The organism is Nitrosomonas ureae, from assembly GCF_900108305.1.
Taxonomy (GTDB): Bacteria; Pseudomonadota; Gammaproteobacteria; order Burkholderiales; family Nitrosomonadaceae; genus Nitrosomonas; species Nitrosomonas ureae_B.
The window spans coordinates 15,839-42,778 of sequence record NZ_FNUX01000001.1 but is presented as its reverse complement, the minus strand read 5'-3'; the positions used below and the strand labels follow the sequence as shown (position 1 = coordinate 42,778).

Below are 26,940 nucleotides of genomic sequence, written 5' to 3'. Positions count from 1 at the left end.
GAGTTATATCAATATGGCGAAAAATAACAAGAAATTTGTTTTCGCGTCAGTGATGTGATGTTTATATGAGCAAGGATGTGGAGTATTATATAGCTTGTTGTTTTGTAAAATCTTTTATGCGGAACCCCAACAACCACAAAACGGCAAAGTAGCTTGAAGCACCCATAATTATTACCCCGCTTAACCGGGCGATGCGGACCGTTGTAGAATCTGTAAACCAGGAAGCGTCGGTGCCCGCCATAAACCATAAAATAACTCCCATACTTGCCAGGGCAATCAATATTTTTAGAAAGAAATTACGCCATCCGGGTTGCGGCTGATAGATTTTGTGGCTGCATAATTTATAGTACAGAAGGCCCGCATTAATGCAAGCGCCCAGCCCAATGGCTAATGCAAGCCCGGCATGTTTGAATGGGATGATAAAGGCAAGATTCATCAGTTGTGTGGCAATCAGCGTGATAACGGCGATTTTTACAGGTGTTTTGATGTTCTGGCGCGCATAAAATCCTGGTGCGAGGACCTTGACCAGAATTAATCCGAGTAATCCAATGCTGTAGGCAATTAATGCTTCACGTGTCATCCATACATCGTGTTCAGTAAAGGCGCCATGATAAAAAAGTGTTGTAATTAAAGGTGTTGCCAGTAATGCCAGTGCCAGTGCCGCAGGCAAGGTCAGGAGCATCGTCATCCTTAAGCCCCAATCAAGCAAACGGGAATATTCTTCTGTGCTATTGTTATTGTAATGCCGCGCCAAGGATGGCAGCAGAATGGTACCTAAAGCGACGCCTAACAGGCCAGCGGGGAATTCCATTAAGCGATCGGCATAATAAAGCCAGGATACGCTGCCTGTAATCAGTAAAGAAGCAAATATAGTATTGATCAGAAGACTGATTTGGCTGACCGATACACCGAAAACTGCGGGCCCCATGAGCTTTATTACACGCCAGGCACCCGTATCCCGGCTCTGGAAACGGATGCGTGGTAGTAATTTGAGGCGCAACAGGAATGGTATCTGGAATATGAGTTGTAGGGCGCCACCAATAAAAACCGCCCAGGCTAGTGCAAGAACCGGTGGATCGATAAGCGGCGCGAGCCACAATGCGCATCCGATAAATGACAAATTTAATAATGCGGGTGTGATCGCAGGTACATTAAACCTGCCATAAGTATTGAGTATGCCACCTGCTAACGCGACCAGGGAAATAAATAAAATGTAAGGAAATGTGATTTGCAGTAATTCAACGGTTAGATTGAATTTCTCCGGGTCAGTAGAAAACCCTGGTGCGCTGACATAGATGATGAATGGCGCTGCCGCGATCCCTATCAGCGTGACAACAAACAGCGTGATGCCCAAAAGCATGGTGATATGATCAATCAACTCGCGAGTTTCTTCGGGTGTTCGGGTGTTCTTGTATTCCGCAAGGATTGGAACGAACGCTTGGGAAAATGCGCCTTCGGCAAATAATCGCCTTAACAGGTTAGGAATCCGGAAGGCGACAAAGAAAGCATCTGTTGCCATTCCAGCTCCAAAAATCCGAGCAATCATGATGTCGCGCACAAAACCGAGAATGCGCGATACGAAGGTCATGCTACTGACCGCAGCGAGAGCTTTAAGTAAATTCAATGGGGTATTTGGTTCTTGTTTCGACAGCGGGAAAGAAGGCGCACAGTATCATTAAATTTGTATTATCTAAATTCTATTAATTGTTAAGTTTATTAACGAGAGCAACTATTTAAAAAAACCGCCTAATTTCTTTAACAAACCGGGTTCGGCCCAATTCCATTGTAAGCAGTATTCCGTGCCCAATTTAGGGTTCTTAACGTCAGCTGCAATTTTTGTTTGCCCCGTTATAACCGGAGGCAATAAAGCTTCCTCTTTGCCATCATGCTTACAGAAAAAACGGGCAGTAGAAACTGCGCGACCTTCAGGCAGTTGTACTGTCATGTGCAGATGTTGTGTGTCATCATCAATCACATGCGAAAGCGTACCCTCGCTTTGTGTAAAAGCATCTTGATATTCGCAGATTAGTGTCAGATCGGAGCCATTGATTAATTTCAATTCGGGTGGAATTCTCATGCATACATGATAGTTCCCGTTTTCTTTTTGTTGGTTATCCGGTTGTTCATCGTTGATTCTGAAATGACTGATACTCCCAATGGCGCGGATATTTTTAAACCAGTATTCTGAATTGTCGACATGACATGCGGTTGTCTTTTGGGTTTGTGTCAATGTTGCTTTATTGCCGCCATCATCATGAACAGTTAATATTTTTTTTAAATCTGAAATGGTAAAAGCAGATTTGTTTTGTCTGAATTGATCAAAAATTAGCAGCGCTGCACAAAGCGCAAAAATTAATCCAACAACGAAAAATGGGGTAAACAGTGCAACCAACGCACCAAAAACAATGATCAATACATTGATGTAAAAAATCATCTGGTTGGGTTTGTTAAACATTCAAATCTCCTTAGATTGTCAAGCATATTCTTATAGTATTTATTGAAGCGCTGAGTTTAACAGAGAGCCGCAAGCAAAAAAAGCAACAAAGAAATCAGCAATTGTTTAACAATTTGCGGTTATTATTATGATCCAATCTTATTTGTCTTTTTATGAGGAGAAAACAATGTCTAAAAAAATCATTAAACCTGTTTCAATTGCTTTAGGTGCAGCATTAGTCACCAGTTTGGCAACAACCAACCTGACTGCTGAGACGCATGCTAATCCGTTCGCAATAAGTGAGCTTTCCAGTGGTTATATGCTGGCATATGGAGACAGTGCAAAGAAAGCTGGGCAAGAAGGAAAGGCTGACAGCAAGGGTGAAATGAAAAAGGATATGGAGGGAAAGTGTGGCGAAGGTAAATGTGGCAGCAAGAAAGAAATGAAGCAAGATACGGAAGGTAAAGACGGCGATAAGAAAGCTGAGCAAGAAGGTAAGTGAAGTTGAATCCATGAGCGGAAATCTTTATCCTGTTCATGGCGTAGGTCTTGGTCTGCGGCGATCGATGACAGATTCGCTGGCAGATCAAACTCCACATCAGGTGGATTTCTGGGAGGTTGCGCCAGAAAATTGGATAAGTGTCGGCGGACGCTACGGGAAGAAGCTGCACGAACTGACTGAGAAATTTCCTTTTATCTGCCATGGATTATCACTTTCAATCGGTGGGCCGTTACCATTGGATGAAGCTTTTCTGCAGCGTTTGAAAAGATTCTTTAAAGAGCACCGTATCCGTTATTACAGCGAACATCTTAGTTATTGTAGTGACGACGGGCATCTGTATGATTTGATGCCGATACCTTTTACCGAGGAAGCGGTGCATTATGTAGCGGGCCGTATCCGTTATGTACAAAACATTCTTGAGCAGCGCATTGCAGTGGAAAATGTTTCCTACTACGCGGCGCCCGGTAAACGGATGGAAGAGATTGATTTCTTGAATGCCGTGCTGCAGGAGGCCGATTGCGATCTATTGCTTGATGTGAATAATATTTATGTCAATAGCATCAATCATCGTTACGATGCCGAAGCGTTTTTGCGGGCATTACCAACTGAGCGCATCCGTTATATTCATGTTGCCGGGCATTATCAGGAGGCGGAAGACCTGATTGTCGATACGCATGGCGCGGATGTGATCGATCCGGTCTGGCGGTTACTCGAGAAAGCCTATCAGCATTTTGGCGTCATTCCTACTTTGCTGGAGCGGGATTTTAATCTGCCACCGCTGGCAGAATTGTTGCAAGAAGTGGATATTATCCACTCATTACAGTCAAAATGGTCGGCGCGATCCAGTGACTATCTACAACACGGTTGATTATCCTGAGTTTATGCGGCAGCAATACGTTTTTGCGGCGCATATCCGCAATCCGGAAAGCAATCCGTGCCCTGAAGCAGTCGAAGAACGGCGCATGAAAATATACTGTGAACTGTTCTATAACAACGTAGAGAGTTTTATCGCCAACAGCTTCCCGGTATTACGTCAAATCATTCCGGATAAACAATGGCATGCAATGATCCGGGATTATTTCGCCAATCACTTGTCGCATACGCCATTGTTTCCGGAGATGCCGCGAGAATTTCTTAAATACCTGGAACAGGAACGCATGGCGCAGCCAGACGACCCACCCTTCATTCTGGAATTGGCTCATTATGAGTGGGTTGAATTAGCGCTTTCAATATTGGATGAACAGGCAGGAGAAGAAAAAACAATTCCAGAAAGCGAATTTCTTGATGCCATTCCGGCGATTTCTCCGTTAGCCTGGCCATTGAATTATCACTTTCCGGTGCACAAAATCAATCCGGATTTTCAACCCCATGTACCCGGAGCAATGCAAACACATTTGATTGTTTATCGAGATGCCGGTTTTGAGGTACATTTCATGGAAATTAACTTAGTGACAGCACGTTTGTTGCAGTTGATCAGCAGCAATGAGCATAAATCTGTACGGATATTGCTGCAACAAATAGCCATTGAGCTGAATCATGTGCAACCCGATATCGTTATCCGCGGCGGAATGGAAGTGTTGGATGATCTACGGAAGCGTCAGGTGATTCTAGGTTCCTGATACACTCAAGCGAATTATTCTACACTCGACGTTTGCAGGCATATACATAAGCAAATCGTAGCATCAAGAGTACAATTTAATACAGTTATGCGGATTGTATTTGATATCGATTGAGCTAAGGTAGATCATCTTCCAGTAATCCGAGGAATCCACCTGACTGATGATTCCATAATTGCGCATAAAGTTGATTGTTGGCAATGAGTCTGGCGTGACTGCCTTGTTCAACGATGCGGCCTTTATCAAAGACAATGAGTCGATCCATTGCAGCAATCGTTGAGAGCCGGTGCGCGATCGCGATCACCGTTTTTCCTTCCATCAGTTGATAGAGGCTTTGCTGAATGCTGGCCTCGACTTCGGAATCCAGTGCGGAAGTAGCTTCGTCGAGTACCAAAATAGGTGCATTTTTTAACAGTACGCGAGCGATGGCGATGCGTTGTCGCTGACCGCCAGATAGCGTGATGCCACGTTCACCGACATGGGCGTCATAACCCGTCCGGTTTCTGATATCTCTCAGTGATTGAATAAATTCGTGCGCCTGAGCTTGTTTAGCGGCTGTAATCATTTGTTCTTCGGTAGCATCCGGCCTGCCAAACAAAATATTGTCACGTACCGATCGATGCAGTAGGGAAGTATCCTGAGTCACCATGGCAATATTAGCTCGCAGGCTATCCTGTGTTACTGTGCGGATATCCTGTTTGTCGATGGTGACGTTGCCACGTTGAACATCGTAGAATCGCAATAGCAAATTAACGAAGGTCGATTTACCAGAACCTGATCGACCCACAATGCCTACTTTCTCACCGGCTGCAATGTGCAAGCTGAGATCATCGAAAATGTTCATGGATTCTTGATGTTCAGAGTGATAGGAAAAGGAAACATGACTGAAATGAATGGTGCCTTGATGCACCTGTAATTCCATGGCATTGGGTATATCAGTGACAAGTTGTGGTCTGGAAATCGTGTTGATACCATCTTGGACGGCACCCATGTTCTCGAATAGCGTGTTGACTTCCCACATAATCCAATGTGACATGCCGGTTAGTCGAATAGCGAGACTCATGACGATGGCTATGGCGCCTGGCCCGATATCACCCTGTAACCAGATTGTTAAACCTAATGCACCGGTTGTGAATACCATCATCATATTGATAACCCAAACACAGAAATTTAGACCTGTCGATAAGCGCATTTGGGGGTGTACGGTTGCCATGAATTCTTCCATGCCTGCCTGAGCGTATGCCGATTCCCGTTGGCTCCGTGAAAACAGCTTCAATGTCAGTATGTTGGTGTAGCTGTCAACAATACGTCCGGTCATGAGCGCGCGCGCGTCGGCTTGCAAGGTGGATATACGTTTCAATCGAGGAACAAAATAGGACAGAATAACAATATATAAAACAAGCCACACCAGCAATGGTAAACATAAAACCGGATCTGCATTGATAACCAGGAATAAGGTGGTGGTCAAGTAAACCGAGACAAACAGCATGACATCAATCAGCTTGAGTACTGTTTCACGGACGGATAATGCGGTTTGCATGACTTTGGTAGCGATGCGGCCGCTGAATTCGTGCTGAAAAAATGCATAGCTTTGATTCAGCAGATAACGGTGCGACATCCAGCGCACACGCATGGGAAAATTGCCCATCAATGTTTGGTGGATGACCAATGAATGTAACAATACCAATAACGGTATTACTATCAGTATGAAAACCGACATGCCGAGCAAGGTTGGCCATTCTTCTTCCAGAAAGCTTCCCGTTCTCTTTTCCGCCAGCCAATCGACCATTTGCCCTAGAACGCTGTAGAGCATGGCTTCGCTGATCGCAAGGCAGGTAGTCAGAATTGCTAGCAATATAAGATAAGGCTCGATACCCTGAGTGTAATGGCGGCAAAACTGGTACAACCCCTGCGGTGGTTCAATAGGGTGTTCCGGAGGGTAAGGATTGATCAGGCGCTCGAAGAAGCCGAACATAACTGTCTAACTTGAGCTAAGTTGCTCGAAAATTCTGAATCCAGCGACATACGTGCCAATCGCGGAACCAAGTGTAGAAAAAATAAAAATCAATAAGATGCGTGTAACCTGATTGTTCCACCATCCTTTTAGAGTGGTTGTGTCAGTTCTGAGCCGGTTAAAATCGCCTACTTCCGGCTTGCGCAAATAAGTTTCTACGGCGGCTACTACCATGCCCGCACCAATGGTTGGATTGAGTGATGTTAACGGGGCCGCCAGAAAAGCGGCCAGAATTGAGAGTGGATGCGCGAAAGCTATCGCTGCACCCAATGCCGAAAGCCCGCCATTGATCAGTATCCAATCAATGACCATGGCTGTTCCCAGTTCTGGACTGCGCATAAAGCCAATAACAAACCCTGTGAGAATAAGTGCAACAACCAGCCATGGAATAAATTTGAGCCATTGAGAGGTAGGAGGAATAGTATCCAATTGCACAATTCGTTCATTCGGATTTGTGATGCTTTGTGCCTCAAGTTGTTGCGCCATGCCATTCAAATGACCGGCGCCAATCACCGCCAGGATATGCTGATAGTTGTTTTCTTTGCTTTCTCTGAGAAGACGGGCGGACATGTATTCATCCCGTTCACTGATGAGGGGGTGGAATAAATCTTTTTCATTTTCGGCAAACTGCGAGAAAGAGCTTTCCAGAACATCCCCTTCCTTAAGCTTCTCAATTTCCTCGGCGCTGAATTTTTCTTTGCTGATTACACTTGCAATTAAACCGGCGAACAGATTCATGCGTTTCCACCAAGGAACACTATGATAAATCCGTTTCATCGTTGTGCCAATCTCTCGATCTATCAGCAAAACCGGTAACTTAACAGCTTGCGCATCTCTGATGGCCACACGCATTTCGGCTCCCGGTTCAATACCGAACTGCTCTGCCATGCGTTGCTGGAAGGCACCTAATGCTAGACTTGCAGCAACCATGCTGGCTTGACCTTTTTTGATTACTTGGAAAAGATCCATTTTAGCCATAGCGTCAGGATTGACGATAACTTTGTGTCGACTCGGACACAATTCAACCGCTACTGCATCATAATTTCCCGTGGCTATTAACTCTTGTACTTTGTCTGCGCTCGCTTTTGAGACATGCGCAGTTCCCAATAATGTGATGCAGCAGTTATTTACTTTAACAGTTCTGATCGGCTCGGCGTGAGTGCTGGATATGCCGGATGTTTCAGCGGTTTGTTCTTCGATATTGATCATGGGTTATTGGGTAAAATAAATCATAAAGGAATGGCGGATGATACCAGTATTGCATAACGGTACAGTAGTTATCGCGATGATAGCTAGAATGAATTAACATTGAGGTAAGAATGAACGATTGAGCATAAGCACACTGGCAGATGTAAAGAGTTATAGTATCGGTGTACAATTCATAAAAATAGATGGTTGCGTGATAGTTATTTGCAAGCATAAATATATTCGAGGGAAAAGTAATTATCATGAAGAAACTTATTGCTGCTGTTCTTTTTGCCGTAGCTATTATGTTGTCTGGTTGTGCATCTTCATCAGAAAAATATAATGCGCCTTATATATCGCCCGCACAATTTCAAACTTATAGCTGTGCTGAGCTGTTGGCTGAGATTGAGCGAATTCAATCTAGAGTCAGTCATTTAACAGATAAGTCAAGTGGCAATGCGCCGACCGATGATAAGTTGGCCCTGGATGCGGATTTATCGCTTTCATGGACAGCGTTATTTGCGCTAGCGGAAACCAAAGAGCAAGAAGCTGAATATGCGCAACTTAAAAGTGAGTATGATGCAATACAACAATGGGCGGTTATCAAGCAGTGTTCGGGTGTAATCCCTCCTGCTGAGAAACCTCCAGAGTTTGATCCAGATCTGGTAGAAACATTTATATCCAATCCGGTTGCTGTCAACGCGGCATCAGAAAGTGAAGAGTTTGTATATAAAATAATAGCTTGAGATTGACATCGATGTATTTTTTGCAGGAGCTAGGGCGTGTGGACAATTAAATTGTATATAGTTTCCCTGAGAATCAGATTGTGATTTACTGTTTATAAACAGTAAGAGGAGGCTATAAATGGTGAAGCGCTATGGATTACGGGACGATCAATGGCAACGGATCGAGCACTTGTTACCGGGCCGCAAGCAAACAGTTGGTGTAACAGCCAAGGATAACAGGCTATTTGTTGAAGCTGTTTTGTACCGCTACCGTGCTGGGATACCATGGCGTGATCTGCCGGAGCGTTTTGGAGATTGGAACAACATAGCCCGCCGTCATCGCCGCTGGTCGGAAAGCGGCGTATGGGAAAGGGTTTTCACGTATTTGGCCAAAGATGCTGATAATGAGTATGCGATGATCGATAGTACAATCATCCGCGCACATCAGCATGCTGCCGGGGCAAAAGGGGGAACAGGGAAACGGAGTGCATTGGGCGCAGCAAAGGCGGACTGAGCACAAAAATACACGTAACCTGTGATGCTCTTGGCAACCCGACCGGTTTTCATCTTACACCGGGGCAAGCCCATGATCTTCAAGGTACGGATGTTTTATTGCCGGACATTCTGACGTGTATAGAATCTTTTCTGGCCGATAAAGCGTATGATGCGGCGGAACGGGTTCTTGATCTGTTAAAGAACGCCGGGGTTCGGGCCGTCATACCACCAAAGTCAAACCGTAAGGAACCACGCGAATACGATGAGGAAATGTATAAAGCACGGCATTTGATCGAAAATTTCTTTGCAAAACTCAAGCAATACCGTGCCATTGCAACTCGGTACGATAAACGTGCTTCAACTTTCCTCGGCGGCATCCATCTCGCTGTAGCTATCATTTGGCTTAATTGACCACACGCCTTAGAGCCTTAGATAAAGTCCGGGCCAGTTCAAGTATTTTCGCAATATTTATCAGTTTTTTCTGGAATTTTTTAGATTTAAAGTGAGGAATTATCAATCCTTATGCTGTGGTGATAAGCATTGCCTTGCAGTGTTCCAGTGTGAGCTGTCGATCATTGCTAGTGATGTGTTTCCTACTAAGCCAAGCGGATCGAAACGCGGAATGGTGTGCGCATATGGGGCGCCGCAGAATTCATTATTTACGAATGCATGATTGGTCAGTATCAATTATTCAGCGTGAGCAAGAATAGCGAACACATACGCACTTATAATGTGAGTTTCCAGAAAATGGAATTATGACATAATTAATCATTTCAACTGACTAATGGGCTTGAAAAGTGATTTGGTTAATTTTTTTTAAAGATTATTTGAAAATTTTGCTAATTGGATTGTTTGGCTTTTCAATTATGCAAAATGTTGCTCGAGCTGATAATGGAATATGGATAGATGTAGATACGGTTGAGCAGACATTGTCAGTGATGCAGGGTGATACCGTTCAAGCGGTTTTTGAGAATGTCGCCATTGGCCGTTATGGCACGACTTGGTCTAAAGTGACAAAAGATGACAAGACGCCTCTGGGTAGATTTAAAGTTGGCTGGGTTAATGAAAAAAGCCGTTATTATCGTTTCTTTGGTCTTGATTATCCCAATCTTGACACGGCGAAACGTGCATTGGAAGAAAACAGGATTGATGAAGAAACCTGGTTGTCAATCAAGCAAGCAAAAAATGGAGGACGAACACCTCCGCAGGATACGTTACTTGGGGGACATATCGGAATACATGGTATTGGAAGAGGCGATCAAGAAATTCATCATAAATACAACTGGACGAATGGTTGTGTTGCGCTGACAAATGAGCAAATAGATCAGCTGGGTAAGTGGATTAAACCGGGTATATGGGTGAACATTCGCTAGCAGTAATTCCATCATCCATATGATTTGTATGACTTTGTTGTTAATTTCTTAAGCTTGTGTCTGTGCGGAATATATAATTATATTATGTGCTTAGTGTGTTGCTTGTTGTGCTTATAGCTAAGCTGTTGGTAAATTTGTCATAAAAATCCATTTATTTTGCGAAAGAAATCGGATAAGATTCCAATGCGTTGCTGGTTATGTGGTATCAGCGGCTAGTAAAGTTGTGAATGTTTGTGCGTATTGAATAGAATAAACAACTGAGGAGATCGGAATGAAAGAAAAAATTCAGCATCCAGTACGTATGTTAACGCTGGCAGTGGTGGTAGGTGCTTTTATTGGATTGACGGGTTGTGCAACGACTGGTCAATTAGAAGAGTTGCAAAATAAACATAATGCTGATGTTGCTTCAGCAAAAGCTGACGCAGCTGCAGCCAAGCAGGCTGCGGATGCTGCCAATGCAAAAGCAAATGATGCATTACGCGTTGCAGACGAAGCAAACAGACGTTCAATGGATACGGAATCGAAAATAGATCGTATGTTTAAGAAAGCGATGCATAAATAAGCGATTAATAGCTCCTGTGTTCAGAAACCCCTCTCAAGAGGGGTTTTTTTATGTGTATATTTGTAATTGTTGAATCGTGTTTAGTTAGGCTGGCGTAAAATCAATTGTTGAAGTTTTGTGAATGCATTTGAACTTGAGTGCGTGAGATTAAAATAGGAATTCCGCTTTTTTCAAGTATGGCTTGTTTTAGGGTTTCCTGATCGATTTCAAAATCTACTGGAATATTTCTTTTGTTATTCTTTAACAAGAGAAAATCATTAATTGCATTGATTGCTATTTGCTGGTAGTTGGTATATTTTGATTCGTCTTCTTCCAGTGGGGGGTGAAGTTCAATGAAAAGTGAATCTAATAACCAGCCGAGTTTAATGGGTTGATTGACCACTTGCACTTGCGTGCCGACTGGAACTTTATCAAACAGCGCTTCAATATCTTCTGGATACATGCGAACACACCCAGCCGAAACACGCATTCCGACACCAAATGGTTTGATAGTGCCATGTATTAGGTAACTACCGCTACCAATGCTTAATCTCATTGCATGACGCCCCAGTGGATTAGTCGGACCTGGCGGCACTATGCTGGGATAGGGTGGTTCACCATTTGCAATTCTATCCATTTGAAGCGATTTTGGGGGTATCCAAGTTGGATCTTTCTTTTTTTCAATTATTCTAGAGATACCCAAAGGTGTTACCCAATCCATCCTGCCGATTCCAACCGGGTGGGTAATGACAGTAGGTTTTTCCCCTTTTTTAGGCTCAGGGAAATAGTAAATTCTCATTTCGGGTAAATTTAATACTAAGCCTTTTCGCTCGGCTTGGGGAATAATATAGCGGCTTGGCAGGATAACTGCGGCGCCATCTTCAGGTAGCCAGCGGTCAACGTTGGGATTGGCCAATAAGATTTCTATTTGGCCAATATCGTATTGTCTGGCGATATCGAGTAATGTCTCTGAGCTGCTGGCGCGCATAGTTTTTATTTGGCCGAAAATATCAATGCCGGGCGGAGGAAGAGTCCATGTTTCAGCTCGAACAATCGTAATCGTAAAAAGAAAGGCTATAGCAGGGAAAAAGAATAGATGAATTTTGTTCATGATCGTGTCATAACAGCATCATTGAAGTTAGTGGGAGAAGTGAAATGATAACTGAAACTTTCTTATCAGTAATGTAAAAAAACGAGCGTAACTATAAGGCATTTACAAAATTTGACAGACAATGGAAGCGTTCAAAGTGTTTTATGTATTATCTATATGACTCTATAGATAATAGAATAAGATTTTCTCGACTTGATAATGTTTGTCATGTAAGCAATCTCGGAATTTCGCATAAACGTATAGAGTTTTAGGCCTAATCCACAAGTTCCGAGCTTTGCAGTTAGCATTGATTTAAAATGTTTTTGTAATCCGAGTTGCGTTTTAGGCTTGGGAAATGAATGATCAAGTATGTATTTTTCAGGCATATGCTTAGAATAGTGATTATTTTAAGCATATACGGCATAGCTAATCCTGAAGTAAGCTAGCGTGGAAGATATAAAAAATAGAATTATAGTCAGAAAAACAACAGGAGTGTTGTTTGAATGCAACATCACGGGGTTAAATTTATAAAATATGCTCGTTTTTCTTGCAGAATGCTTATGTGTTCGGCACAATCAAATCAAACCCTCCGAGTCGGGGGGTCCGGACAAGCGGGGTGCATTCCACTGGAGTGTAGTAGGGCAAAAAGGACGGCCCCAATCGTTTTAACATTAAAGGAGAACTTCCGTATGAAGAAGAAACTTATATCGCTGGCGGTAGCTGGCGTACTTGCAGCCCCGATGGTTGTGTCAGCACAAGGAACGAATGTAACACTTTTCGGTAGCGTGCAGGCCGAGTATGCTACAGTTAATAAAGACGGTCAAAGTAGTCAGGCTCTTATCGGTGATGATGCAGGTCGTTCAAGAATGGGAATGCATGTAACTGAGAATTTAGGCGGCGGTTTGAAAGCAAAGGCGCATGTTGAGTATGGTTTTAATACCGGCAGTGGCGCAACAGGTGTCGCACGGGAACGTTGGGTAGCGCTGGCAAACGATAGCTGGGGTGAAGTAAAATTTGGCCGTGTTCAATCTCCATTTAAAGATTTTGCGGGTGGTATGACGATTGATCCGTTTGCATATACCACCCTGCAAGCTGCAGGCAGTGGCGGTACCATGACTGCTTCTGCTAATGGCTTAGGTTCTGGTGCTCAAAGTTTTGTGAACAGTGCTGTGCGTTACGATTCGCCACGGGTCGAAGGGTTCAGTTTTGCAGGTATATTAATGCCTGGCGATTCTAATCGATTGGATGCGGCAAATTTCATCTCTCCGACCGATACTTTCCAAGGAAGCCAATCCAATTCAGGCGGTGAAGATGGTGAATGGGACTTCCAAGTTGCGGGTAAATATGAGGCGCAAGTTGCAGGTCATAATCTAGGCGCATTCGGTGGATATTCCCGTGATAACTTAAGCACTCGACAAAAAACACTAAACCCTGCTGTGTTGCATAATAATGAGCATATATGGCGCGGTGGTTTAATGTGGGGTTTTCAAAACTTTAAACTTAGTGGTCAATATGAAAGAATCAGCAACGCAATAGGAGCAGCAACCTGTTCCAATGCTGCTGCGTTAGGTAACCCAGGTACTGGTCTTGGCGATTCACGTTCACACTGTAATTCGGCGATGAATCTAGGTGGTGATGGTCATCTCTGGTTCGCCAGTGGTCAATATGATTGGGGTAATACCAGCATCATTGCTCAAGGTGGTATGTCAGATGCTAACGCAACTGCAACTGCGCTTAAGCATGAAGTCAGTACATTTACCGTTGGTCTGATACATAACCTCAGCAAACGCTCAAGTCTCTTTGGTGGTTATCAACGGGGTATGGTGGATGATAAAGCGGCTAATCCACTCAGAGATCATAATACTTATTCTGTAGGTATGCGACACAACTTCTAAATCAAGTTAATCTCGTAAAAAAGGCACCATTTGGTGCCTTTTTTATTGCCAGAAAGAAATATAATGAATCTCTAATTATTACTACTATACTATTGATTGATGTTTATAGAGAGGCTTCAAATATGAGTATGAAAAAATGGACTGATGAAGAGCTTATTTCAACACGTGATAATCTTGAATCATGGAGTAAACGAAGCAATGGCGCAGGTTCTGGTTCAAAAATGTGGTTGTTTACAGCTATATTAGGTGCATTTGCAGTTTCAACAGGTATTGTATTTATCTTTTTTGATGGCATCGACGTATTGAGCATTTTATTAATAATTATGGGTACTATTACGTGCGCATCATGGTATAAAAGTGAAAAGCAACGTAAAGATAATGCTGCATTCCTGGATGAGATTAATAGAGAAATTAAAGCTCGCAAGATAAAAGAGGCGCCAATATCCAAAAATAAATCAAATGTGCAGGTAAATGAAGTTGAGCTTGCAGAATCAACAAATGTAGATGGTACAGAGACAGTAGCTGGAACAAAGCATCTAGAGAAAACAGAAGAAAAATCAGAAAAATAGCTTGTGTATGAGAATGATTCAGCCATTGATGAACTCGAGTCGATTCATTATTTATGGAATAGATCATGCGAACAAAAGAGCATTGCCGATGGATGATTTAAATGTGCTATCTGATTTAACTCAGAAAGATAAATACATTTTTGCGACGCTATGTCAATTTTTGTGGGTGCAAGGTGAGCCGTTGTTGCTTATTTTTGATGTGGAGAATGAGGTTTATTCAAAGCAAGGAATCACTTTATCAGTATTAAAGCATCTAGAGGATGCCGGTTTAATTGCATTTGAGAATAAAGGTTTCGTAAAAAAAGGGTTTGGAAAACATACGCGACTTTTTTATTGCGATAGGCCGACGAAAATGGGTTTTCAGGATAATGAGAATAATTCCTTGGATCTGGGGCATGTGCTATTGACAGCGCGCGGTAAAGAATTAGCTTTAACTATTCCGGTGATCAGGAATCAGCAGTTTTATGAATATGTTATTCGCAGATGGTTTGAGCAAGGATTGGTTTTGTCCTCTATACAGATTGACCGCGACCGGAGACCCAATATCGCTGGCCGCGCGTGTGCAATTAGGGCACCAGGATAGCGCGATAATCATTGACATTGGTATGCGTGGGGCCGGTAATGACTAAATCATTTAATCGCTGAAAAAATGTATAAGCATCATTATTAGATAGAAACGATACAGGATCCAAGCGAAGTTTATTTGCACGAATCAGAGAATCTGGAGTGATGAGTGCTCCAGCATTATTTTCGCTGCCATCCAACCCATCCGTATCGCATGCCAGTGCATAAACGTTATCAACAGTAGAGAGTTCGATTAATAATGACAATAAGAACTCGGAATTACGGCCCCCTCGACCGTTACCTTTCAATGTGACGGTAGTCTCGCCGCCCGATAACAGAGCCAAGGGCGGTTTCAGCGTTTGCGGATGCAACCTTATTTCTTTCGTCAGTGCGGCATAGCATTTGGCAATCTCGCGAGATTCTCCAGTTACTGTATCACCAAGTATTAAAGTACTTATGCCATGTTTTTGGAAATAATCCGCAGCTGCGGCCAGGGATTGATGAGCGTTTGCAATAATTCGGTTTTCAACCCGATTGAAAATGGGAGAGCCGGGCTTGGGTGTTTCAGCGATAGCACGCTCTTCGCCTGTCAATAGTAATTGTTGTACCGATTTTGGTGCATTCAAATGATAGCGATCAAGTACAGCCAGTGCATCAGAAAATGTGGATGGATCAGGGGAACAAGGTCCGGAGGCGATATGGGTTGCTTCATCTCCGGTAACATCGGAAATAATTAAAGCGAGTATGGGAGCCCTACACGCGGCAGCAAGCTTGCCTCCCTGAACTGCTGATAAGTGTTTGCGAACAATGTTAATTTCCTGAATGGTTGCTCCGCATCGTAATAGCTGATGGGTGACTGCTTGAAGATCTTGCAGCAGAATACCTTCAGCTGGCAAAGATAACAAACTGGATCCGCCACCACTGAACAAACAAAGTAATAGATCATCAGCTTCTAATGCTTGAGCTGCTGCAAGAATTTCTTGTGCCGCGCGCTCACCATTTTCATCCGGTATTGGGTGACCAGCTTCAACTACTTTAATTTTATGCGTAGGTAATGTGTGTCCATAGCGAGTGACGACCAATCCATCGATTCTAGCGTTAGCGGGCCATGCGTTTTCGACCGCCATCGCCATCGCGGCAGATGCTTTGCCGGCACCAACAACGAGTGTGCGGCCTGGAGGGGGGTGAGGGAGATGTAACGGAATGATATGAGCAGGGTCGGCAGCTTTAACAGCTACTGCAAAGCTTTCCAGCAAATGACTGCATGGATTCATTTTGCCAGCATGGATTGCAGATAATGACCAGTAAAACTGTTTTTATTGGTCGCAATTGCTTCCGGTGCGCCTTCTGCAATGATACATCCGCCACCATCGCCACCTTCCGGACCTAAATCAATAATCCAGTCGGCCGTTTTGATGACATCCAGGTTATGTTCTATGACCACCACAGTATTACCATGATCACGTAGTCTGTGTAATACTTTCAACAACAGGTCGATATCCTGGAAATGTAGGCCGGTTGTGGGTTCATCCAGGATATACAGAGTCCGGCCGGTGTCGCGTTTGGAAAGCTCCAAAGATAATTTTACCCGCTGCGCTTCACCGCCGGAGAGTGTTGTAGCGGATTGCCCTAAGGTGATATAGCCCAGACCAACATCCAGTAATGTATTTAGTTTGCGGGCAACTACCGGCACTGCGCTGAAAAATTCAAATGCATTTTCCACTGTCATTTGCAGGATTTCGTTGATGTTTTTGCCTTTATACTGAATTTCCAGAGTTTCCCGGTTATACCGATGACCGTGGCATACATCGCAAGTAACATAGATATCTGGAAGGAAATGCATTTCCACTTTTATCATCCCGTCACCTTGACAGGCTTCGCACCGGCCACCTTTGACATTGAACGAGAACCGACCGGGTGCATAGCCACGCTCGCGTGCTTGAGGTACCCCGGCAAATAATTCCCGGATCGGAGTGAATAATCCGGTATAAGTTGCAGGATTGGAACGCGGTGTACGTCCAATCGGGCTTTGATCCATATTGATAACCTTATCGAGAAAAGCCAATCCCTCGATGTGCTGATAGGGTGCGGGTTCAGTATTGCTGCCGTAAAGATGGCGAGCGACTGTGCGATGTAGCGTTTCATTAATGAGAGTGGATTTGCCGGATCCTGAAACACCGGTTACGCAAATAAAGAGACCTATCGGTAGAGTCAGCGTAACGTTCTTGAGATTATTTCCAGTGGCGCCTTTGATTCGAAGTATCCGATCATCGTTGGGTGAATGACGATTTTCCGGGATCTTGATTGATAATTTTCCGGATAAAAATTTTCCCGTCAGAGAATCATTATCTTCCCGGATTGATTGCGGTGTGCCTTGAGCAACAACGAATCCCCCGTGCTCACCGGCACCCGGTCCCATATCTACAACATAATCTGCAATCTGTATGGCGTCCTGATCATGCTCAACCACAATGACACTATTGCCCAGATCACGCAGTTTCTTGAGTGTATTGAGCAGGCGGTCATTATCGCGTTGATGCAAACCGATGGAGGGCTCATCTAAAACGTACATGACGCCCGTTAAACCGGAGCCGATTTGACTGGCTAAACGGATGCGTTGAGATTCACCGCCGGACAATGTATCCGCGGAACGGTCCAAAGATAAGTAATCCAGACCGACATTATTGAGAAATTGTAAACGGTTGGAGATTTCCTTGATGATGCGTTCAGCAATCGATTGCTTGTGACCCGATAACTCAAGATGATCAAAAAATTGCTTGGCTTTCTTGAGTGGAAAAGCGCTAATCTGGTAAATTGCTTGTCCAGCAACATGCACATGACGTGCAGCCTGACATAAGCGCGTACCCTGGCAATCCGGGCAGGTTTGTGCATTGAGATATTTAGCCAGTTCTTCCCGCACGGTTTGGGATTCGGTTTCTTTGTAGCGCCGTGTCAGATTGGGAATGATTCCTTCAAAAGAATGGGTTTCCCGTTGCTTGCGGCCGTTTTCTGTCAAATAAGAGAAATGTATTTTCTCTTTACCGGAACCATACAGAATAATGTCGCGAATAGCTTCATCCAGTTTCTCAAAGGGTGTTTCCAGATCAAAACGATAATGTGTTGCGAGGTTTGTTAATAACTGAAAATAAAATTGATTGCGCCGATCCCAATTTTTTACCGCACCGGCGGCTAGTGATAAGTGCGGGAAAGCTACGACACGTACTGGATCAAAGAAAGTGATCTGCCCCAGGCCATCGCATTTGTTGCAGGCTCCTAATGGATTGTTGAAAGAGAATAATCTCGGTTCCAGTTCGGACAGCGAATAACTGCACACCGGACAACTGAATTTGGCTGAAAACAGATGCTCGTGACAGCTGTCTATCTCAACTGCCAAAGCACGCCCATCCGAATGGCGTAACGCAACTTCGAATGATTCGGCAAGCCGCTGTTTGGCATCCGGGGAAACCTTCAAGCGGTCAACTACCACTTCAATGGTATGTTTTCTGGTTTTCTGCAACTTTGGTAATGCATCGATTTCATAAACTTCGCCGTCAATCCGTAAGCGAACGAAGCCTTGTGCGCGCAGTTCGTCAAATAATTCTGCTTGTTCACCTTTACGTTCAACGATTAACGGAGAAAGAATCATCAAACGTGTGTCAGGTGGTAGTTGTAATACATGATCTACCATTTGCGATACGCTTTGCGCGGCCAGAACAATATTGTGTTCAGGGCAAAAAGGATCGCCCACGCGAGCGAATAGCAAACGCAAATAGTCATGAATTTCTGTCACTGTTCCTACCGTCGAACGCGGGTTGTGCGAAGTTGCTTTTTGTTCGATGGCGATAGCGGGAGAAAGCCCTTCGATCAAATCAACATCCGGTTTCTCCATCAATTGAAGGAATTGTCTTGCATAGGCCGAAAGGGATTCCACATATCGGCGCTGACCTTCCGCATAAAGCGTATCAAATGCAAGCGATGATTTTCCTGATCCTGAGAGTCCGGTAATGACAACAAGCTTGTTACGGGGTAGATCAAGATGGATGTTTTTCAGATTATGCGTGCGTGCGCCGCGTATTTTTATGGATTCCATGAACTATCTATGTATGAGTCAACCTGCTAATATACCCAACTTTTTAGAAATATAACAACTTGATTCATGTCCGCTTTATCATCTGAAAAAATGTCTCCGGCGGAATTGCGAGCAACCATTGGTTTGGCCGGTGTGTATGGCTTGCGTATGTTTGGATTATTTATTATTTTACCGGTGTTTGCTTTTTATGCTGAGGACCTGCCTGGCGGGGACAATTATACGTTAGTTGGTATTGCATTAGGGGCATACGGTTTAACACAAGCTATATTGCAAATTCCTTTTGGCTGGTTATCCGATCGTATTGGGCGTAAGCCTGTCATATATCTGGGGTTAATTTTATTTGCTATTGGTAGCTTGATCGCAGCCATGGCGGTTGATATATATTGGGTAATAGTGGGGCGCGTCATCCAGGGCGCTGGGGCGATATCGGCTGCTGTAATGGCTCTTGCAGCAGATCTTACGCGAGAAGAGCATCGTACTAAAGCGATGGCGACGATCGGTATGACTATTGGTACAGTTTTTGCCATTTCCCTGATTGCTGCTCCGGTTTTAAATCAATGGATAGGCGTGCCGGGGATTTTTGCTATGACCGGCGTGCTGGCGCTACTTGCAATGCTTGTGGTAAAGAAGATCATTCCTGATCCGCATATCAGTCGTTTTCATTCCGATACCGAAGTGTCGTCTGCAAGCTTTGTAAGCGTATTGCAGAACAGGCAGTTGTTGCGCTTAAATTACGGTATTTTTGCTTTACATGCCACATTGATGGCGCTTTGGCTTGTTGTGCCTCTGACTTTACGGCAAGCAGGAATGGCGGCGAGTGATCATTGGCAAATTTATTTGCCTGTGTTATTGCTGTCGATTGTCTTTATTATCCCAGCAATTATTTATTCTGAGAAGAAAGCCAAGTTAAAGCATGTGTTTGTTGCAGCAATCGCTATTTTACTGATAGGGCAGATATTGCTGGCCATGATGTTTGATTCGATATGGGGTACGGCCATTGCATTATTGGTTTTTTTTACGGCATTTAACTTGTTGGAGGCCAGTCTGCCTTCCTTAATCTCTAAGATTGCACCCGTGGGTGCAAAGGGGACGGCGATCGGGGTATATAGTAGCACCCAATTTCTGGGTGCTTTTGTCGGTGCTGCGGCAGGGGGTTATTTATTCGGTACGCATGGAAGCTACGCATTATATTTGTTCTGCGGATCGTTGCTGATGGTGTGGCTGGTATTGGCTGCAACGATGAAATCGCCTGCTGCTGTGCGCTCCAGAATGTATCCTGTGGGTGAAATGGACATCGATCAATCTCGAGAACTATCGCGTCAACTCGCAGCAATATCGGGTGTCAATGAAGCGTTAGTATTGGTTAATGAAAGAGTGGCCTACTTGAAAGTAGATATGAAAGGCTTCGATGAAAAGAAAGTGATTCAATTGCTTGGGGAGAAAACATAAATGGCTTCAGTCAATAAAGTTATACTTATTGGTAATTTGGGAAAAGACCCGGAAACTCGTTATATGTCAAGTGGAGATGCGGTGACCAATATTACTTTGGCGACTACAGACACTTGGAAAGACAAGAATGGCGAGAAACAAGAGAGAACTGAGTGGCATCGTGTAACTTTTTATCGGAAGCTTGCCGAAATTGCTGGAGAATATTTAAAAAAAGGTCGCTCTGTTTATATTGAAGGCAGGTTGGAAACCAGAAAATGGACTGATAAAAGTGGTGTGGAACGTTATACGACTGATATTATCGCCAGCGATATGAAGATGTTAGGTAATCGATCGGGAAGCGGTAGTTTTGAATCAACTCCTGATCAAGAAGAAGATCATTCGGTTCCTGCCAGACCTTCTTCAGCTAAAAATGCAAGTGGTTTTGATGATATGGATGACGATATTCCATTCTAATCATATGGTTGAATATGCTTGGTTATTTCAAGTTTTATTCTTCACCTCAAAGGAAATGAATCGATTAAAAGTTGGTAATTTAATACGTATATTTAATACCTTGTTGTTTGCGACGAGATGCTTTGTTTGAGCATATTAACGTTCATCAGGTAAACGGAATACTTCATTCCGAAGTTCGACGGGAGCCATGCTGGCATGACGACGAGAAGGCAATGAGAACTCGATACTTGCAATATTACCGCCAATCTCCCTAGCCATATTTCTAAATTCCAGTGCTAACATATATTTTGGAACAATAAATGTCTGCTTAAATCCAGATTCAAAATGAACAAGAATTTTCATGGTTTTTCCAGGTAAGTTTTATTTATTAATGAGTTAGTATGTGAATTAACAGCAATGATGCTGCTTCAACGACTTAAAAAAAATAAACTTTAGCCTAGAGTTATGATTCTTTTATGTCCATAAATATGAAACGCCAATTGATATGAATTCGTATCGAGACTGTCCCAGGATGTCATTATTTTAGATTGAAGCTTGTCATGAAGCTGCGATCGATATAGTTTTTCCAAAGCCAAACCCACCTCCCATGGGCAAAAAAAGCGCCGCGGGAAGCAACCGCATGACATCCTCCTGTAGTTAGTAAGCTTAAGAAGTGTCGTTGCGGTTTATAAGACTGAAGAGGACCATGTCCTACTAATTGCGCCGAAATATTTTTGGCCAGAAGTGGTCCCTGACGAACTGCGTAGACGCCAGTTTTAGGTAAGGGCATTGGTGTAAATGCTGCACAATCGCCCGCTGCAAAAACATCTGGATGTGAAATGCTGCGAAGGTATTCATCAACTTGAATAAAGCCATTGTTATCGCATGCCAGCCCGCTTTTTTCCAACCAAGATTGCGCACCTGCATGAATGGCCCAAGCGAGAAAATCATAATCATAACGCGTGTGATCATTGAGTATTAGTTGATGTTCGAGTGCAGAAATCACATATTTCCCCAAGATGAGTCGGATTCCGAGCGTTTGTAAATGCCGATAGAAAAAATCCTGTACTTTCTTGTTATATGATTTAAGGATATGTGAATCAGCGCAAATCAAGGTGAATTCTGCACGAATAGAAGTTGTATTTATTATTCTATAGCGCAAAGCGAGTAATATTTCTATTCCAGCAGCACCTCCACCAACAATGACAATGCGCTGCAGTCGATTCGATCTTTGTTGCGTTGTGAGCCAATGTTGCCATTGTCGCAGAAATTGCTTGATGGGTTTTAACGGATAACCGTAAATGGTTGCCCCCGGGACACTACGCAGCGCAGGTTGTGACCCCGCATTGATTGACAAAACATCATAACGTAACAAGAGATTGTTTTGGCAATCGATTTGTTTTCTTGACGGATCCATCTGCGTAACTTTGCAATGGATAAATTTTATACCAGCCCGTTGGCAGAGTATTCGCAAATCGACATGACAATCCTCATATGTGTAATGCCCGGCAATGAGTCCGGGTAACATGCCAGAGTAGGGTGTCATCGTATCGCTACTGATAAGCGTTATGCGAACATCGGCAGGTAGTTTCATAGTCAGCTGTTTGATTGCAACGAGATGGCTGTGGCCACCGCCGATCAGGAGTAAATCTTTATTTTTCTGTGTTAAGCCTATCATTATTAACTTTTTTATGTTGCGTTCTTATTAGAAAAATGTGATAGTTCTCACCGCAACATTATAAGTTAATAAAAAATACGGCAAGGAAATTACGAATATGTTGCTTGGCTTCAAAGGTGAATATGGTATTGCATTGAAATTGAAACAGTATTTGATTCTGCTTCAATGCCTGGAAGCGGCTGGATAATTTATTTAATATTTTGGGAGATTAGTTATGAATTTTATTAAAACGAGTACATTAACATTATGTCTTGTTCTTTTTTTATCCGTAGCGCTGTTGATTGGTTGCAAACCAATATTCGAAAAAAAGCCGATACCATCCAAAGATGAGCAGGCAGCTGCGACAGCGCCTGCATCAGCACCGGAATCCGAACCTGCAGCGCCCGCGACTACTGAGCCAGTCGAAATTGAAGATATACAAAGCCTGCAAAGCCTGCAAAGCTTGGACTCAACAGAAAGTGATATTGATGTTATAAGTGATATTGATGTTATAAGTGCTGACACTGAGGCGAGTGAAGCGCCAGAACCTGTGGTTGATGATGGCGATGATCTTGTGAAGCCTGATACGGCAATGATACGCGATATTCAGCAAGCGCTCGTGAATGCTGGATTTAATCCTGGTCCGGTTGATGGAAAGAGTGGTGGTAAAACTACAGCAGCGATTGAAGCATTTCAAAAAGAAAATGGTATTGCATCTGGAAAGATTGACAAACGGACATTACGTGCATTAGGTGTCGAGTTTTAAAAGATGGCATCTTATAAGTACCAGGAACTATAAGTTTCTGGTATTTTTTATTGATGTATATTGATAATTAATCAATGAGTTGAAAAATATTTGCTATAGTAAGCGATCATGGTCTATAGTTAAGGAGTTTCTGAACAGCTTTGTTCGTCATTGTAGGTGTAGTTAAGAATATTTTTGAGTCAGCAATGTAGGTTTCTCACCGTGTTCAAAATGAGAGTTATTGAAATACTCCGTAGGGAACTAATTCTCAGGGTGCTTTAAGATTAAAATATAAATGTATAGTGATTAAAGTTGAGAAAATTTATGTTTGAGGATTTTTATTAGATATATTTCAAGTTTTTTTCAACATGTATTAGTGCGTTTAATGAATCGCTGAAAAATGTTTTTAGGTAACTGATGCATGGAAGAAGGAGCGAAAAGCACAGTTTATGTCAGTTTTAGCGCCATGCGCTTGTCTTAAACCATAATGCAATACAGATAGTTCTCAATGGTTTGCGTATGAGTACGGGAAGCATACTGATTGTCAGTCTTGTTCCATATTTAATTGTAAGTCAGATTATTAATAATTTGTTTTTGAAGTACTTTTGGAGGTTATTCATGGGTGTTCCCTTACGTCAACAGATTGCAGTAGGTACGTATTTGATCAAGCAGAAATTAAAAGGAGTGAAAAAATACCCTTTGGTATTGATGCTGGAACCTTTATTTCGATGTAATCTGGCTTGCGCTGGCTGTGGAAAAATTGCACATCCCGAAGATGTGCTTGATCAACGTCTTTCCTATGAAGAATGCATGCAAGCTGTAGATGAATGTGGCGCTCCAATGGTATCGATCCCAGGCGGTGAACCATTGCTTCATAAAGAGATGCCGCAGATTGTGGCAGGTATTATTCGGCGTAAGAAATATGTTTATTTGTGCACTAATGCGTTGTTGTTAAAGAAACGTATCGACGATTATACGCCATCACCTTATTTGACTTTTTCAATTCATCTGGATGGTATGCAAGAACGACATGATGCCTCTGTTTGTCAGGAAGGAGTTTTTGATCGTGCGGTTGAGGCGATTAAGTTGGCATTAAGTAAGGGTTTCAGAGTCACGGTAAACTGTACGTTGTTTCAAGGCGAAACACCGGAAGATGTGGCGGAATTTTTGGATTATGCCATGGAGTTGGGCGTCGAGGCTGCAACGATTGCTCCCGGATTTAGTTACGAAAAGGCACCACAACAGGATGTTTTTATTAAAAGTCAGGATACCAAGATATTATTTCGCGGTATTTTTGAGTTAGGTAAGAAACTAAAACGTAAATGGCGTTTAAATCACTCGGCATTGTATTTGGATTACCTTGCCGGGAATCAGGACTATGAATGCACCCCTTGGGGTAATCCGACACGTAATGTATTTGGATGGCAGAAGCCTTGCTACCTGTTGTCAGATGAAGGTTATGCAAAATCCTTTAAGGAGCTTCTTGATGATACGCCTTGGGAGAAATATGGCACGGCTAATAATCCGAAGTGTGCTCAATGCATGGCACACTGTGGGTATGAAGCGACAGCTGTAGAAGATACTTTGCGCCATCCCTGGAAGGCGCTGGCTGCATCACTAAAAGGACCTAGAACAACGGGACCTATGGTTGCCGAACCAGTACCCAAATGGGCGGCAGGAGAAAACAAAACACCTAAAAAGCTTTCCGATATATCAGTAACACTGGTTAATAAATAGACAGAGATTGTACTAATTCTGTATTTTAAAATTCAGTGTGAGTAAGAATGTTGATGGAGTTAGTACTGTATCTGTCGATCTTCGGCACCCTATGTTGGTGGCTGCTGGTATTATTTCCATGGCGTCCTTGGAGTACGCGCGAGAAGATTGAAATTCCAGCGCATGACAAAGCTATTTTCAATGAGGACCTGAGTAATATCACCGTCTTAATTCCAGCGCGTAATGAAGACCCTTACATCCAGCGTACACTGTGTGGAGTCAGAGCGCAAGGTGAGAATGTACGTATCATCGTGATCGATGATCAATCCGTGGATGACACGGCGGAACAGGCCAGGCAGTGTGGAGCGCAGGTGTTATCGGGTACTACGCCGCCAGCAGGCTGGAGCGGTAAACTATGGGCGCTAGAACAAGGGTTACGGGAGATTAAAACGCACTATACATTACTGCTGGATGCTGATATTGAACTGGCTCCTGGAATTGTTTCCGAGTTGCGGCAAAAAGCGAGTAATGATAACTTGGCTCTGGTATCACTTATGGCTAAGCCGCCTATGAACAATTTTATAGAGCGCTTGCTGATGCCAGCATTTATTTTTTTCTTCAAATTGTTATATCCATTTGGGCTGGCAAATAAACCGGGGTCTGGCGTTGCCGCCGCCGCTGGTGGATGTATTTTGGTAAAAACGCAAGTATTGCGTTCCACAGGCGCTTTTGCCAATTTACATGATGCATTGATCGATGATTGTACTTTGGCTGCACATATTAAATGTACCGGGGCACGAACGTTTATTGGACTTAGTCATGCAGCCAGTAGTCAACGCGGCTATCATGAGTTAAAGTCAATCTGGGAAATGGTCGCGCGTACTGCATTTACGCAGTTAAGATATTCACTAATTTTACTTGTGATCTGTACCTTGATCATGATTTCCATGTTTTGGATGGCGCCGTTTGCTTTTATGTTCTCATCCGTTTTGGAAGTACATCTAGCAAGTATTCTGGCATGGATTGTCATGTTTTTTACTTATTTACCAACTTTAATTTATTATCAGCGTTCTCCGCTTTGGGCGGGTGCCTTGCCGATCATCGGTATTTTGTATCTTGCCATGACTTGGACTTCCGCATTGCGGTATTGGCAGGGGGAGCGTGCTTTGTGGAAAGGTCGTCGCTATGAAAGTAAAACAAACGCTTAAATTGATAGGATGGTGTCTGATTTTAGTAATGCTGTTACCAATTCCTGCAATGTCATCCGATTCAGAGACAAGCAGTCCGGAACAGACTGTAGCGTATCTACAATCGTCTTTACTCGAGGTTATGCGTGAAGGCGAGAAGTTGGATTACAATGGGCGCTTCAAGTATTTACAACCCGTAATTGATCAAACTCATGATATCGACCTAATTATAAAAACAATATTGGGTACATCGTATTGGTCGCAGCTGGATAATGCTCAGCAAGATTTAATAGTTGAAACCTTCCGTCAGTTGAGTATAGCAACGTATGCGGGTCGTTTTGTTCAGTATGAGGGTGAGCAGTTTCAGATCATTGAGCAACGTGTCCTGCCGCGAGATCAAGTGCTGGTACGCAGCCAATTGACCAAGTCGGATGGCGGTACGGTAAATTTTGATTATGTGTTACATCAAGCTGCAGGGGATTGGCGTATCGTTAACATCCTGTTTGACGGTGTGAGTGATCTGGCAATAAAGCGGGGCGAATATCGTGCCATTCTGCAGCGGGATGGTTTCCAAGCGCTGATTGAAATGCTCAAAGAAAAAATTGTGCTGACGCGGCAGAATCCGTAATGATTTTTATCTATTTTTTCAACAGATTGATAA

The 26,940-nt window shown here is 43.3% G+C and carries 25 protein-coding genes; 16 read left to right on the top strand and 9 right to left on the bottom strand.

What is annotated here, in order from left to right; all coding sequences use genetic code 11:
• Nucleotides 1–85: 85 nt before the first annotated feature.
• Both murJ and C4S39_RS00185 read right to left on the bottom strand, forming a co-directional pair.
• Nucleotides 86–1,624 carry a murein biosynthesis integral membrane protein MurJ gene (murJ, locus tag C4S39_RS00190; protein WP_103965051.1) on the bottom strand — a complete coding sequence of 513 codons (1,539 nt, stop codon included), beginning with the start codon at nucleotides 1,622–1,624 and terminating at the stop codon, nucleotides 86–88.
• 105 nt (nucleotides 1,625–1,729) lie between these two features.
• On the bottom strand, nucleotides 1,730–2,455 hold the full coding sequence (locus C4S39_RS00185; protein ID WP_103965050.1) for a hypothetical protein: 726 nt from the start codon (nucleotides 2,453–2,455) through the stop codon (nucleotides 1,730–1,732).
• Between the two features lie 166 nt (nucleotides 2,456–2,621).
• On the opposite strand from C4S39_RS00185, the gene C4S39_RS00180 reads away from it, so the two are divergent.
• The 3 genes from C4S39_RS00180 to C4S39_RS00170 are packed head-to-tail and all read left to right on the top strand — an operon-like array spanning nucleotide 2,622 to nucleotide 4,555.
• On the top strand, nucleotides 2,622–2,936 hold the full coding sequence (locus tag C4S39_RS00180; protein WP_103965049.1) for a hypothetical protein: 315 nt from the start codon (nucleotides 2,622–2,624) through the stop codon (nucleotides 2,934–2,936).
• A 10-nt stretch (nucleotides 2,937–2,946) separates the two neighbouring features.
• A complete protein-coding gene (locus C4S39_RS00175) occupies nucleotides 2,947–3,804 on the top strand; it encodes an HvfB family MNIO-type RiPP peptide maturase (protein WP_103965048.1) in 858 nt (285 codons plus the stop codon).
• A complete protein-coding gene (locus C4S39_RS00170) occupies nucleotides 3,782–4,555 on the top strand; it encodes an HvfC family RiPP maturation protein (protein WP_103965047.1) in 774 nt (257 codons plus the stop codon). The genes C4S39_RS00175 and C4S39_RS00170 overlap by 23 nt, the downstream gene beginning before the upstream one ends.
• A 115-nt stretch (nucleotides 4,556–4,670) precedes the next feature.
• Here the strand turns inward: C4S39_RS00170 and C4S39_RS00165 are convergent, their stop codons facing one another.
• Entirely contained in the window at nucleotides 4,671–6,527 is a 1,857-nt protein-coding gene (locus C4S39_RS00165) for an ABC transporter ATP-binding protein (protein WP_103965046.1), read from the bottom strand.
• A gap of 6 nt (nucleotides 6,528–6,533) precedes the next feature.
• Nucleotides 6,534–7,775 carry a TraB/GumN family protein gene (locus C4S39_RS00160; RefSeq protein ID WP_181023706.1) on the bottom strand — a complete coding sequence of 414 codons (1,242 nt, stop codon included), beginning with the start codon at nucleotides 7,773–7,775 and terminating at the stop codon, nucleotides 6,534–6,536.
• 239 nt (nucleotides 7,776–8,014) lie between these two features.
• Between C4S39_RS00160 and C4S39_RS00155 the strand changes: the two genes are divergently transcribed.
• The 4 genes from C4S39_RS00155 (at nucleotide 8,015) to C4S39_RS00140 (ending at nucleotide 10,906) form a co-directional block, all read left to right on the top strand.
• On the top strand, nucleotides 8,015–8,497 hold the full coding sequence (locus C4S39_RS00155; protein ID WP_103965045.1) for a hypothetical protein: 483 nt from the start codon (nucleotides 8,015–8,017) through the stop codon (nucleotides 8,495–8,497).
• Nucleotides 8,498–8,618: 121 nt separating this feature from the next.
• Nucleotides 8,619–9,382 (top strand): IS5 family transposase gene (locus C4S39_RS00150; protein ID WP_374953007.1). Its coding sequence is split into 2 segments (ribosomal slippage): nucleotides 8,619–8,955 and nucleotides 8,955–9,382, totalling 765 coding nucleotides; the frame shifts between segments, so codons are not numbered across the junction.
• A 455-nt stretch (nucleotides 9,383–9,837) separates the two neighbouring features.
• Nucleotides 9,838–10,344 (top strand): L,D-transpeptidase, encoded by a 507-nt coding sequence (locus C4S39_RS00145; RefSeq protein ID WP_181023705.1) that lies wholly within the window; start codon nucleotides 9,838–9,840, stop codon nucleotides 10,342–10,344.
• Nucleotides 10,345–10,615: 271 nt separating this feature from the next.
• Entirely contained in the window at nucleotides 10,616–10,906 is a 291-nt protein-coding gene (locus C4S39_RS00140) for an Lpp/OprI family alanine-zipper lipoprotein (RefSeq protein WP_103965044.1), read from the top strand.
• A 100-nt stretch (nucleotides 10,907–11,006) separates the two neighbouring features.
• On the opposite strand, the gene C4S39_RS00135 is transcribed toward C4S39_RS00140, so the two are convergent.
• Entirely contained in the window at nucleotides 11,007–11,996 is a 990-nt protein-coding gene (locus tag C4S39_RS00135; protein ID WP_103965043.1) for a L,D-transpeptidase family protein, read from the bottom strand.
• A gap of 668 nt (nucleotides 11,997–12,664) precedes the next feature.
• On the opposite strand from C4S39_RS00135, the gene C4S39_RS00130 reads away from it, so the two are divergent.
• From C4S39_RS00130 to C4S39_RS00120, 3 genes are all read left to right on the top strand, one after another.
• Nucleotides 12,665–13,870 carry a porin gene (locus C4S39_RS00130; protein ID WP_103965042.1) on the top strand — a complete coding sequence of 402 codons (1,206 nt, stop codon included), beginning with the start codon at nucleotides 12,665–12,667 and terminating at the stop codon, nucleotides 13,868–13,870.
• 122 nt (nucleotides 13,871–13,992) lie between these two features.
• A complete protein-coding gene (locus tag C4S39_RS00125; RefSeq protein WP_103965041.1) occupies nucleotides 13,993–14,439 on the top strand; it encodes a hypothetical protein in 447 nt (148 codons plus the stop codon).
• A gap of 88 nt (nucleotides 14,440–14,527) precedes the next feature.
• Nucleotides 14,528–15,022, top strand: coding sequence for a DUF2806 domain-containing protein (locus tag C4S39_RS00120; RefSeq protein ID WP_103965267.1), 495 nt, complete (start codon nucleotides 14,528–14,530; stop codon nucleotides 15,020–15,022).
• On the opposite strand, the gene C4S39_RS00115 is transcribed toward C4S39_RS00120, so the two are convergent.
• Complete coding sequence (locus C4S39_RS00115) at nucleotides 15,006–16,277, bottom strand: glycerate kinase type-2 family protein (RefSeq protein WP_103965040.1); 1,272 nt, start codon at nucleotides 16,275–16,277, stop codon at nucleotides 15,006–15,008. The genes C4S39_RS00120 and C4S39_RS00115 overlap by 17 nt on opposite strands.
• Nucleotides 16,274–19,093 carry an excinuclease ABC subunit UvrA gene (gene uvrA / locus C4S39_RS00110; RefSeq protein WP_103965039.1) on the bottom strand — a complete coding sequence of 940 codons (2,820 nt, stop codon included), beginning with the start codon at nucleotides 19,091–19,093 and terminating at the stop codon, nucleotides 16,274–16,276. Before uvrA ends, C4S39_RS00115 begins: the two co-directional genes overlap by 4 nt.
• A 66-nt stretch (nucleotides 19,094–19,159) precedes the next feature.
• On the opposite strand from uvrA, the gene C4S39_RS00105 reads away from it, so the two are divergent.
• Together C4S39_RS00105 and ssb are read left to right on the top strand one after the other, a co-directional pair.
• The gene (locus C4S39_RS00105; RefSeq protein WP_258039214.1) at nucleotides 19,160–20,542 is read left to right on the top strand and encodes an MFS transporter; all 1,383 of its coding nucleotides are present in this window, start codon (nucleotides 19,160–19,162) and stop codon (nucleotides 20,540–20,542) included.
• Nucleotides 20,543–20,995: a single-stranded DNA-binding protein gene (gene ssb / locus C4S39_RS00100; protein WP_103965038.1), complete on the top strand. Its 453-nt coding sequence runs from the start codon at nucleotides 20,543–20,545 to the stop codon at nucleotides 20,993–20,995.
• 135 nt (nucleotides 20,996–21,130) lie between these two features.
• On the opposite strand, the gene C4S39_RS00095 is transcribed toward ssb, so the two are convergent.
• Both C4S39_RS00095 and C4S39_RS00090 read right to left on the bottom strand, forming a co-directional pair.
• Nucleotides 21,131–21,337 carry a hypothetical protein gene (locus C4S39_RS00095; protein ID WP_103965037.1) on the bottom strand — a complete coding sequence of 69 codons (207 nt, stop codon included), beginning with the start codon at nucleotides 21,335–21,337 and terminating at the stop codon, nucleotides 21,131–21,133.
• Nucleotides 21,338–21,512: 175 nt separating this feature from the next.
• A complete protein-coding gene (locus tag C4S39_RS00090; protein WP_103965036.1) occupies nucleotides 21,513–22,652 on the bottom strand; it encodes an FAD-dependent oxidoreductase in 1,140 nt (379 codons plus the stop codon).
• Between the two features lie 214 nt (nucleotides 22,653–22,866).
• On the opposite strand from C4S39_RS00090, the gene C4S39_RS00085 reads away from it, so the two are divergent.
• The 4 genes from C4S39_RS00085 (at nucleotide 22,867) to C4S39_RS00070 (ending at nucleotide 26,907) form a co-directional block, all read left to right on the top strand.
• The gene (locus tag C4S39_RS00085; protein WP_103965035.1) at nucleotides 22,867–23,397 is read left to right on the top strand and encodes a peptidoglycan-binding domain-containing protein; all 531 of its coding nucleotides are present in this window, start codon (nucleotides 22,867–22,869) and stop codon (nucleotides 23,395–23,397) included.
• A 597-nt stretch (nucleotides 23,398–23,994) separates the two neighbouring features.
• Nucleotides 23,995–25,113 carry an adenosyl-hopene transferase HpnH gene (gene hpnH / locus C4S39_RS00080; RefSeq protein WP_103965034.1) on the top strand — a complete coding sequence of 373 codons (1,119 nt, stop codon included), beginning with the start codon at nucleotides 23,995–23,997 and terminating at the stop codon, nucleotides 25,111–25,113.
• A 53-nt stretch (nucleotides 25,114–25,166) separates the two neighbouring features.
• The gene (locus C4S39_RS00075; protein ID WP_258039213.1) at nucleotides 25,167–26,300 is read left to right on the top strand and encodes a glycosyltransferase; all 1,134 of its coding nucleotides are present in this window, start codon (nucleotides 25,167–25,169) and stop codon (nucleotides 26,298–26,300) included.
• A complete protein-coding gene (locus tag C4S39_RS00070; RefSeq protein WP_258039212.1) occupies nucleotides 26,278–26,907 on the top strand; it encodes an ABC transporter substrate-binding protein in 630 nt (209 codons plus the stop codon). Before C4S39_RS00075 ends, C4S39_RS00070 begins: the two co-directional genes overlap by 23 nt.
• The last annotated feature ends 33 nt before the right edge of the window (nucleotides 26,908–26,940 follow it).

Coding starts and splice junctions, on each gene's coding strand:
- C4S39_RS00185 (WP_103965050.1), bottom strand. CDS start 2,455: ATGTTTAACAAACCCAACCAGATGATTTTTTACATCAATGTATTGATC.
- C4S39_RS00095 (WP_103965037.1), bottom strand. CDS start 21,337: ATGAAAATTCTTGTTCATTTTGAATCTGGATTTAAGCAGACATTTATT.
- hpnH (WP_103965034.1), top strand. CDS start 23,995: ATGGGTGTTCCCTTACGTCAACAGATTGCAGTAGGTACGTATTTGATC.
- C4S39_RS00120 (WP_103965267.1), top strand. CDS start 14,528: ATGGATGATTTAAATGTGCTATCTGATTTAACTCAGAAAGATAAATAC.
- C4S39_RS00085 (WP_103965035.1), top strand. CDS start 22,867: ATGAATTTTATTAAAACGAGTACATTAACATTATGTCTTGTTCTTTTT.
- C4S39_RS00115 (WP_103965040.1), bottom strand. CDS start 16,277: ATGAATCCATGCAGTCATTTGCTGGAAAGCTTTGCAGTAGCTGTTAAA.
- C4S39_RS00090 (WP_103965036.1), bottom strand. CDS start 22,652: ATGATAGGCTTAACACAGAAAAATAAAGATTTACTCCTGATCGGCGGT.
- C4S39_RS00175 (WP_103965048.1), top strand. CDS start 2,947: ATGAGCGGAAATCTTTATCCTGTTCATGGCGTAGGTCTTGGTCTGCGG.
- C4S39_RS00165 (WP_103965046.1), bottom strand. CDS start 6,527: ATGTTCGGCTTCTTCGAGCGCCTGATCAATCCTTACCCTCCGGAACAC.
- C4S39_RS00125 (WP_103965041.1), top strand. CDS start 13,993: ATGAGTATGAAAAAATGGACTGATGAAGAGCTTATTTCAACACGTGAT.
- C4S39_RS00180 (WP_103965049.1), top strand. CDS start 2,622: ATGTCTAAAAAAATCATTAAACCTGTTTCAATTGCTTTAGGTGCAGCA.
- C4S39_RS00145 (WP_181023705.1), top strand. CDS start 9,838: ATGCAAAATGTTGCTCGAGCTGATAATGGAATATGGATAGATGTAGAT.
- C4S39_RS00155 (WP_103965045.1), top strand. CDS start 8,015: ATGAAGAAACTTATTGCTGCTGTTCTTTTTGCCGTAGCTATTATGTTG.
- C4S39_RS00130 (WP_103965042.1), top strand. CDS start 12,665: ATGAAGAAGAAACTTATATCGCTGGCGGTAGCTGGCGTACTTGCAGCC.
- C4S39_RS00140 (WP_103965044.1), top strand. CDS start 10,616: ATGAAAGAAAAAATTCAGCATCCAGTACGTATGTTAACGCTGGCAGTG.
- C4S39_RS00105 (WP_258039214.1), top strand. CDS start 19,160: ATGTCCGCTTTATCATCTGAAAAAATGTCTCCGGCGGAATTGCGAGCA.
- C4S39_RS00075 (WP_258039213.1), top strand. CDS start 25,167: ATGGAGTTAGTACTGTATCTGTCGATCTTCGGCACCCTATGTTGGTGG.
- ssb (WP_103965038.1), top strand. CDS start 20,543: ATGGCTTCAGTCAATAAAGTTATACTTATTGGTAATTTGGGAAAAGAC.
- C4S39_RS00070 (WP_258039212.1), top strand. CDS start 26,278: ATGAAAGTAAAACAAACGCTTAAATTGATAGGATGGTGTCTGATTTTA.
- uvrA (WP_103965039.1), bottom strand. CDS start 19,093: ATGGAATCCATAAAAATACGCGGCGCACGCACGCATAATCTGAAAAAC.
- C4S39_RS00160 (WP_181023706.1), bottom strand. CDS start 7,775: ATGATCAATATCGAAGAACAAACCGCTGAAACATCCGGCATATCCAGC.
- C4S39_RS00135 (WP_103965043.1), bottom strand. CDS start 11,996: ATGAACAAAATTCATCTATTCTTTTTCCCTGCTATAGCCTTTCTTTTT.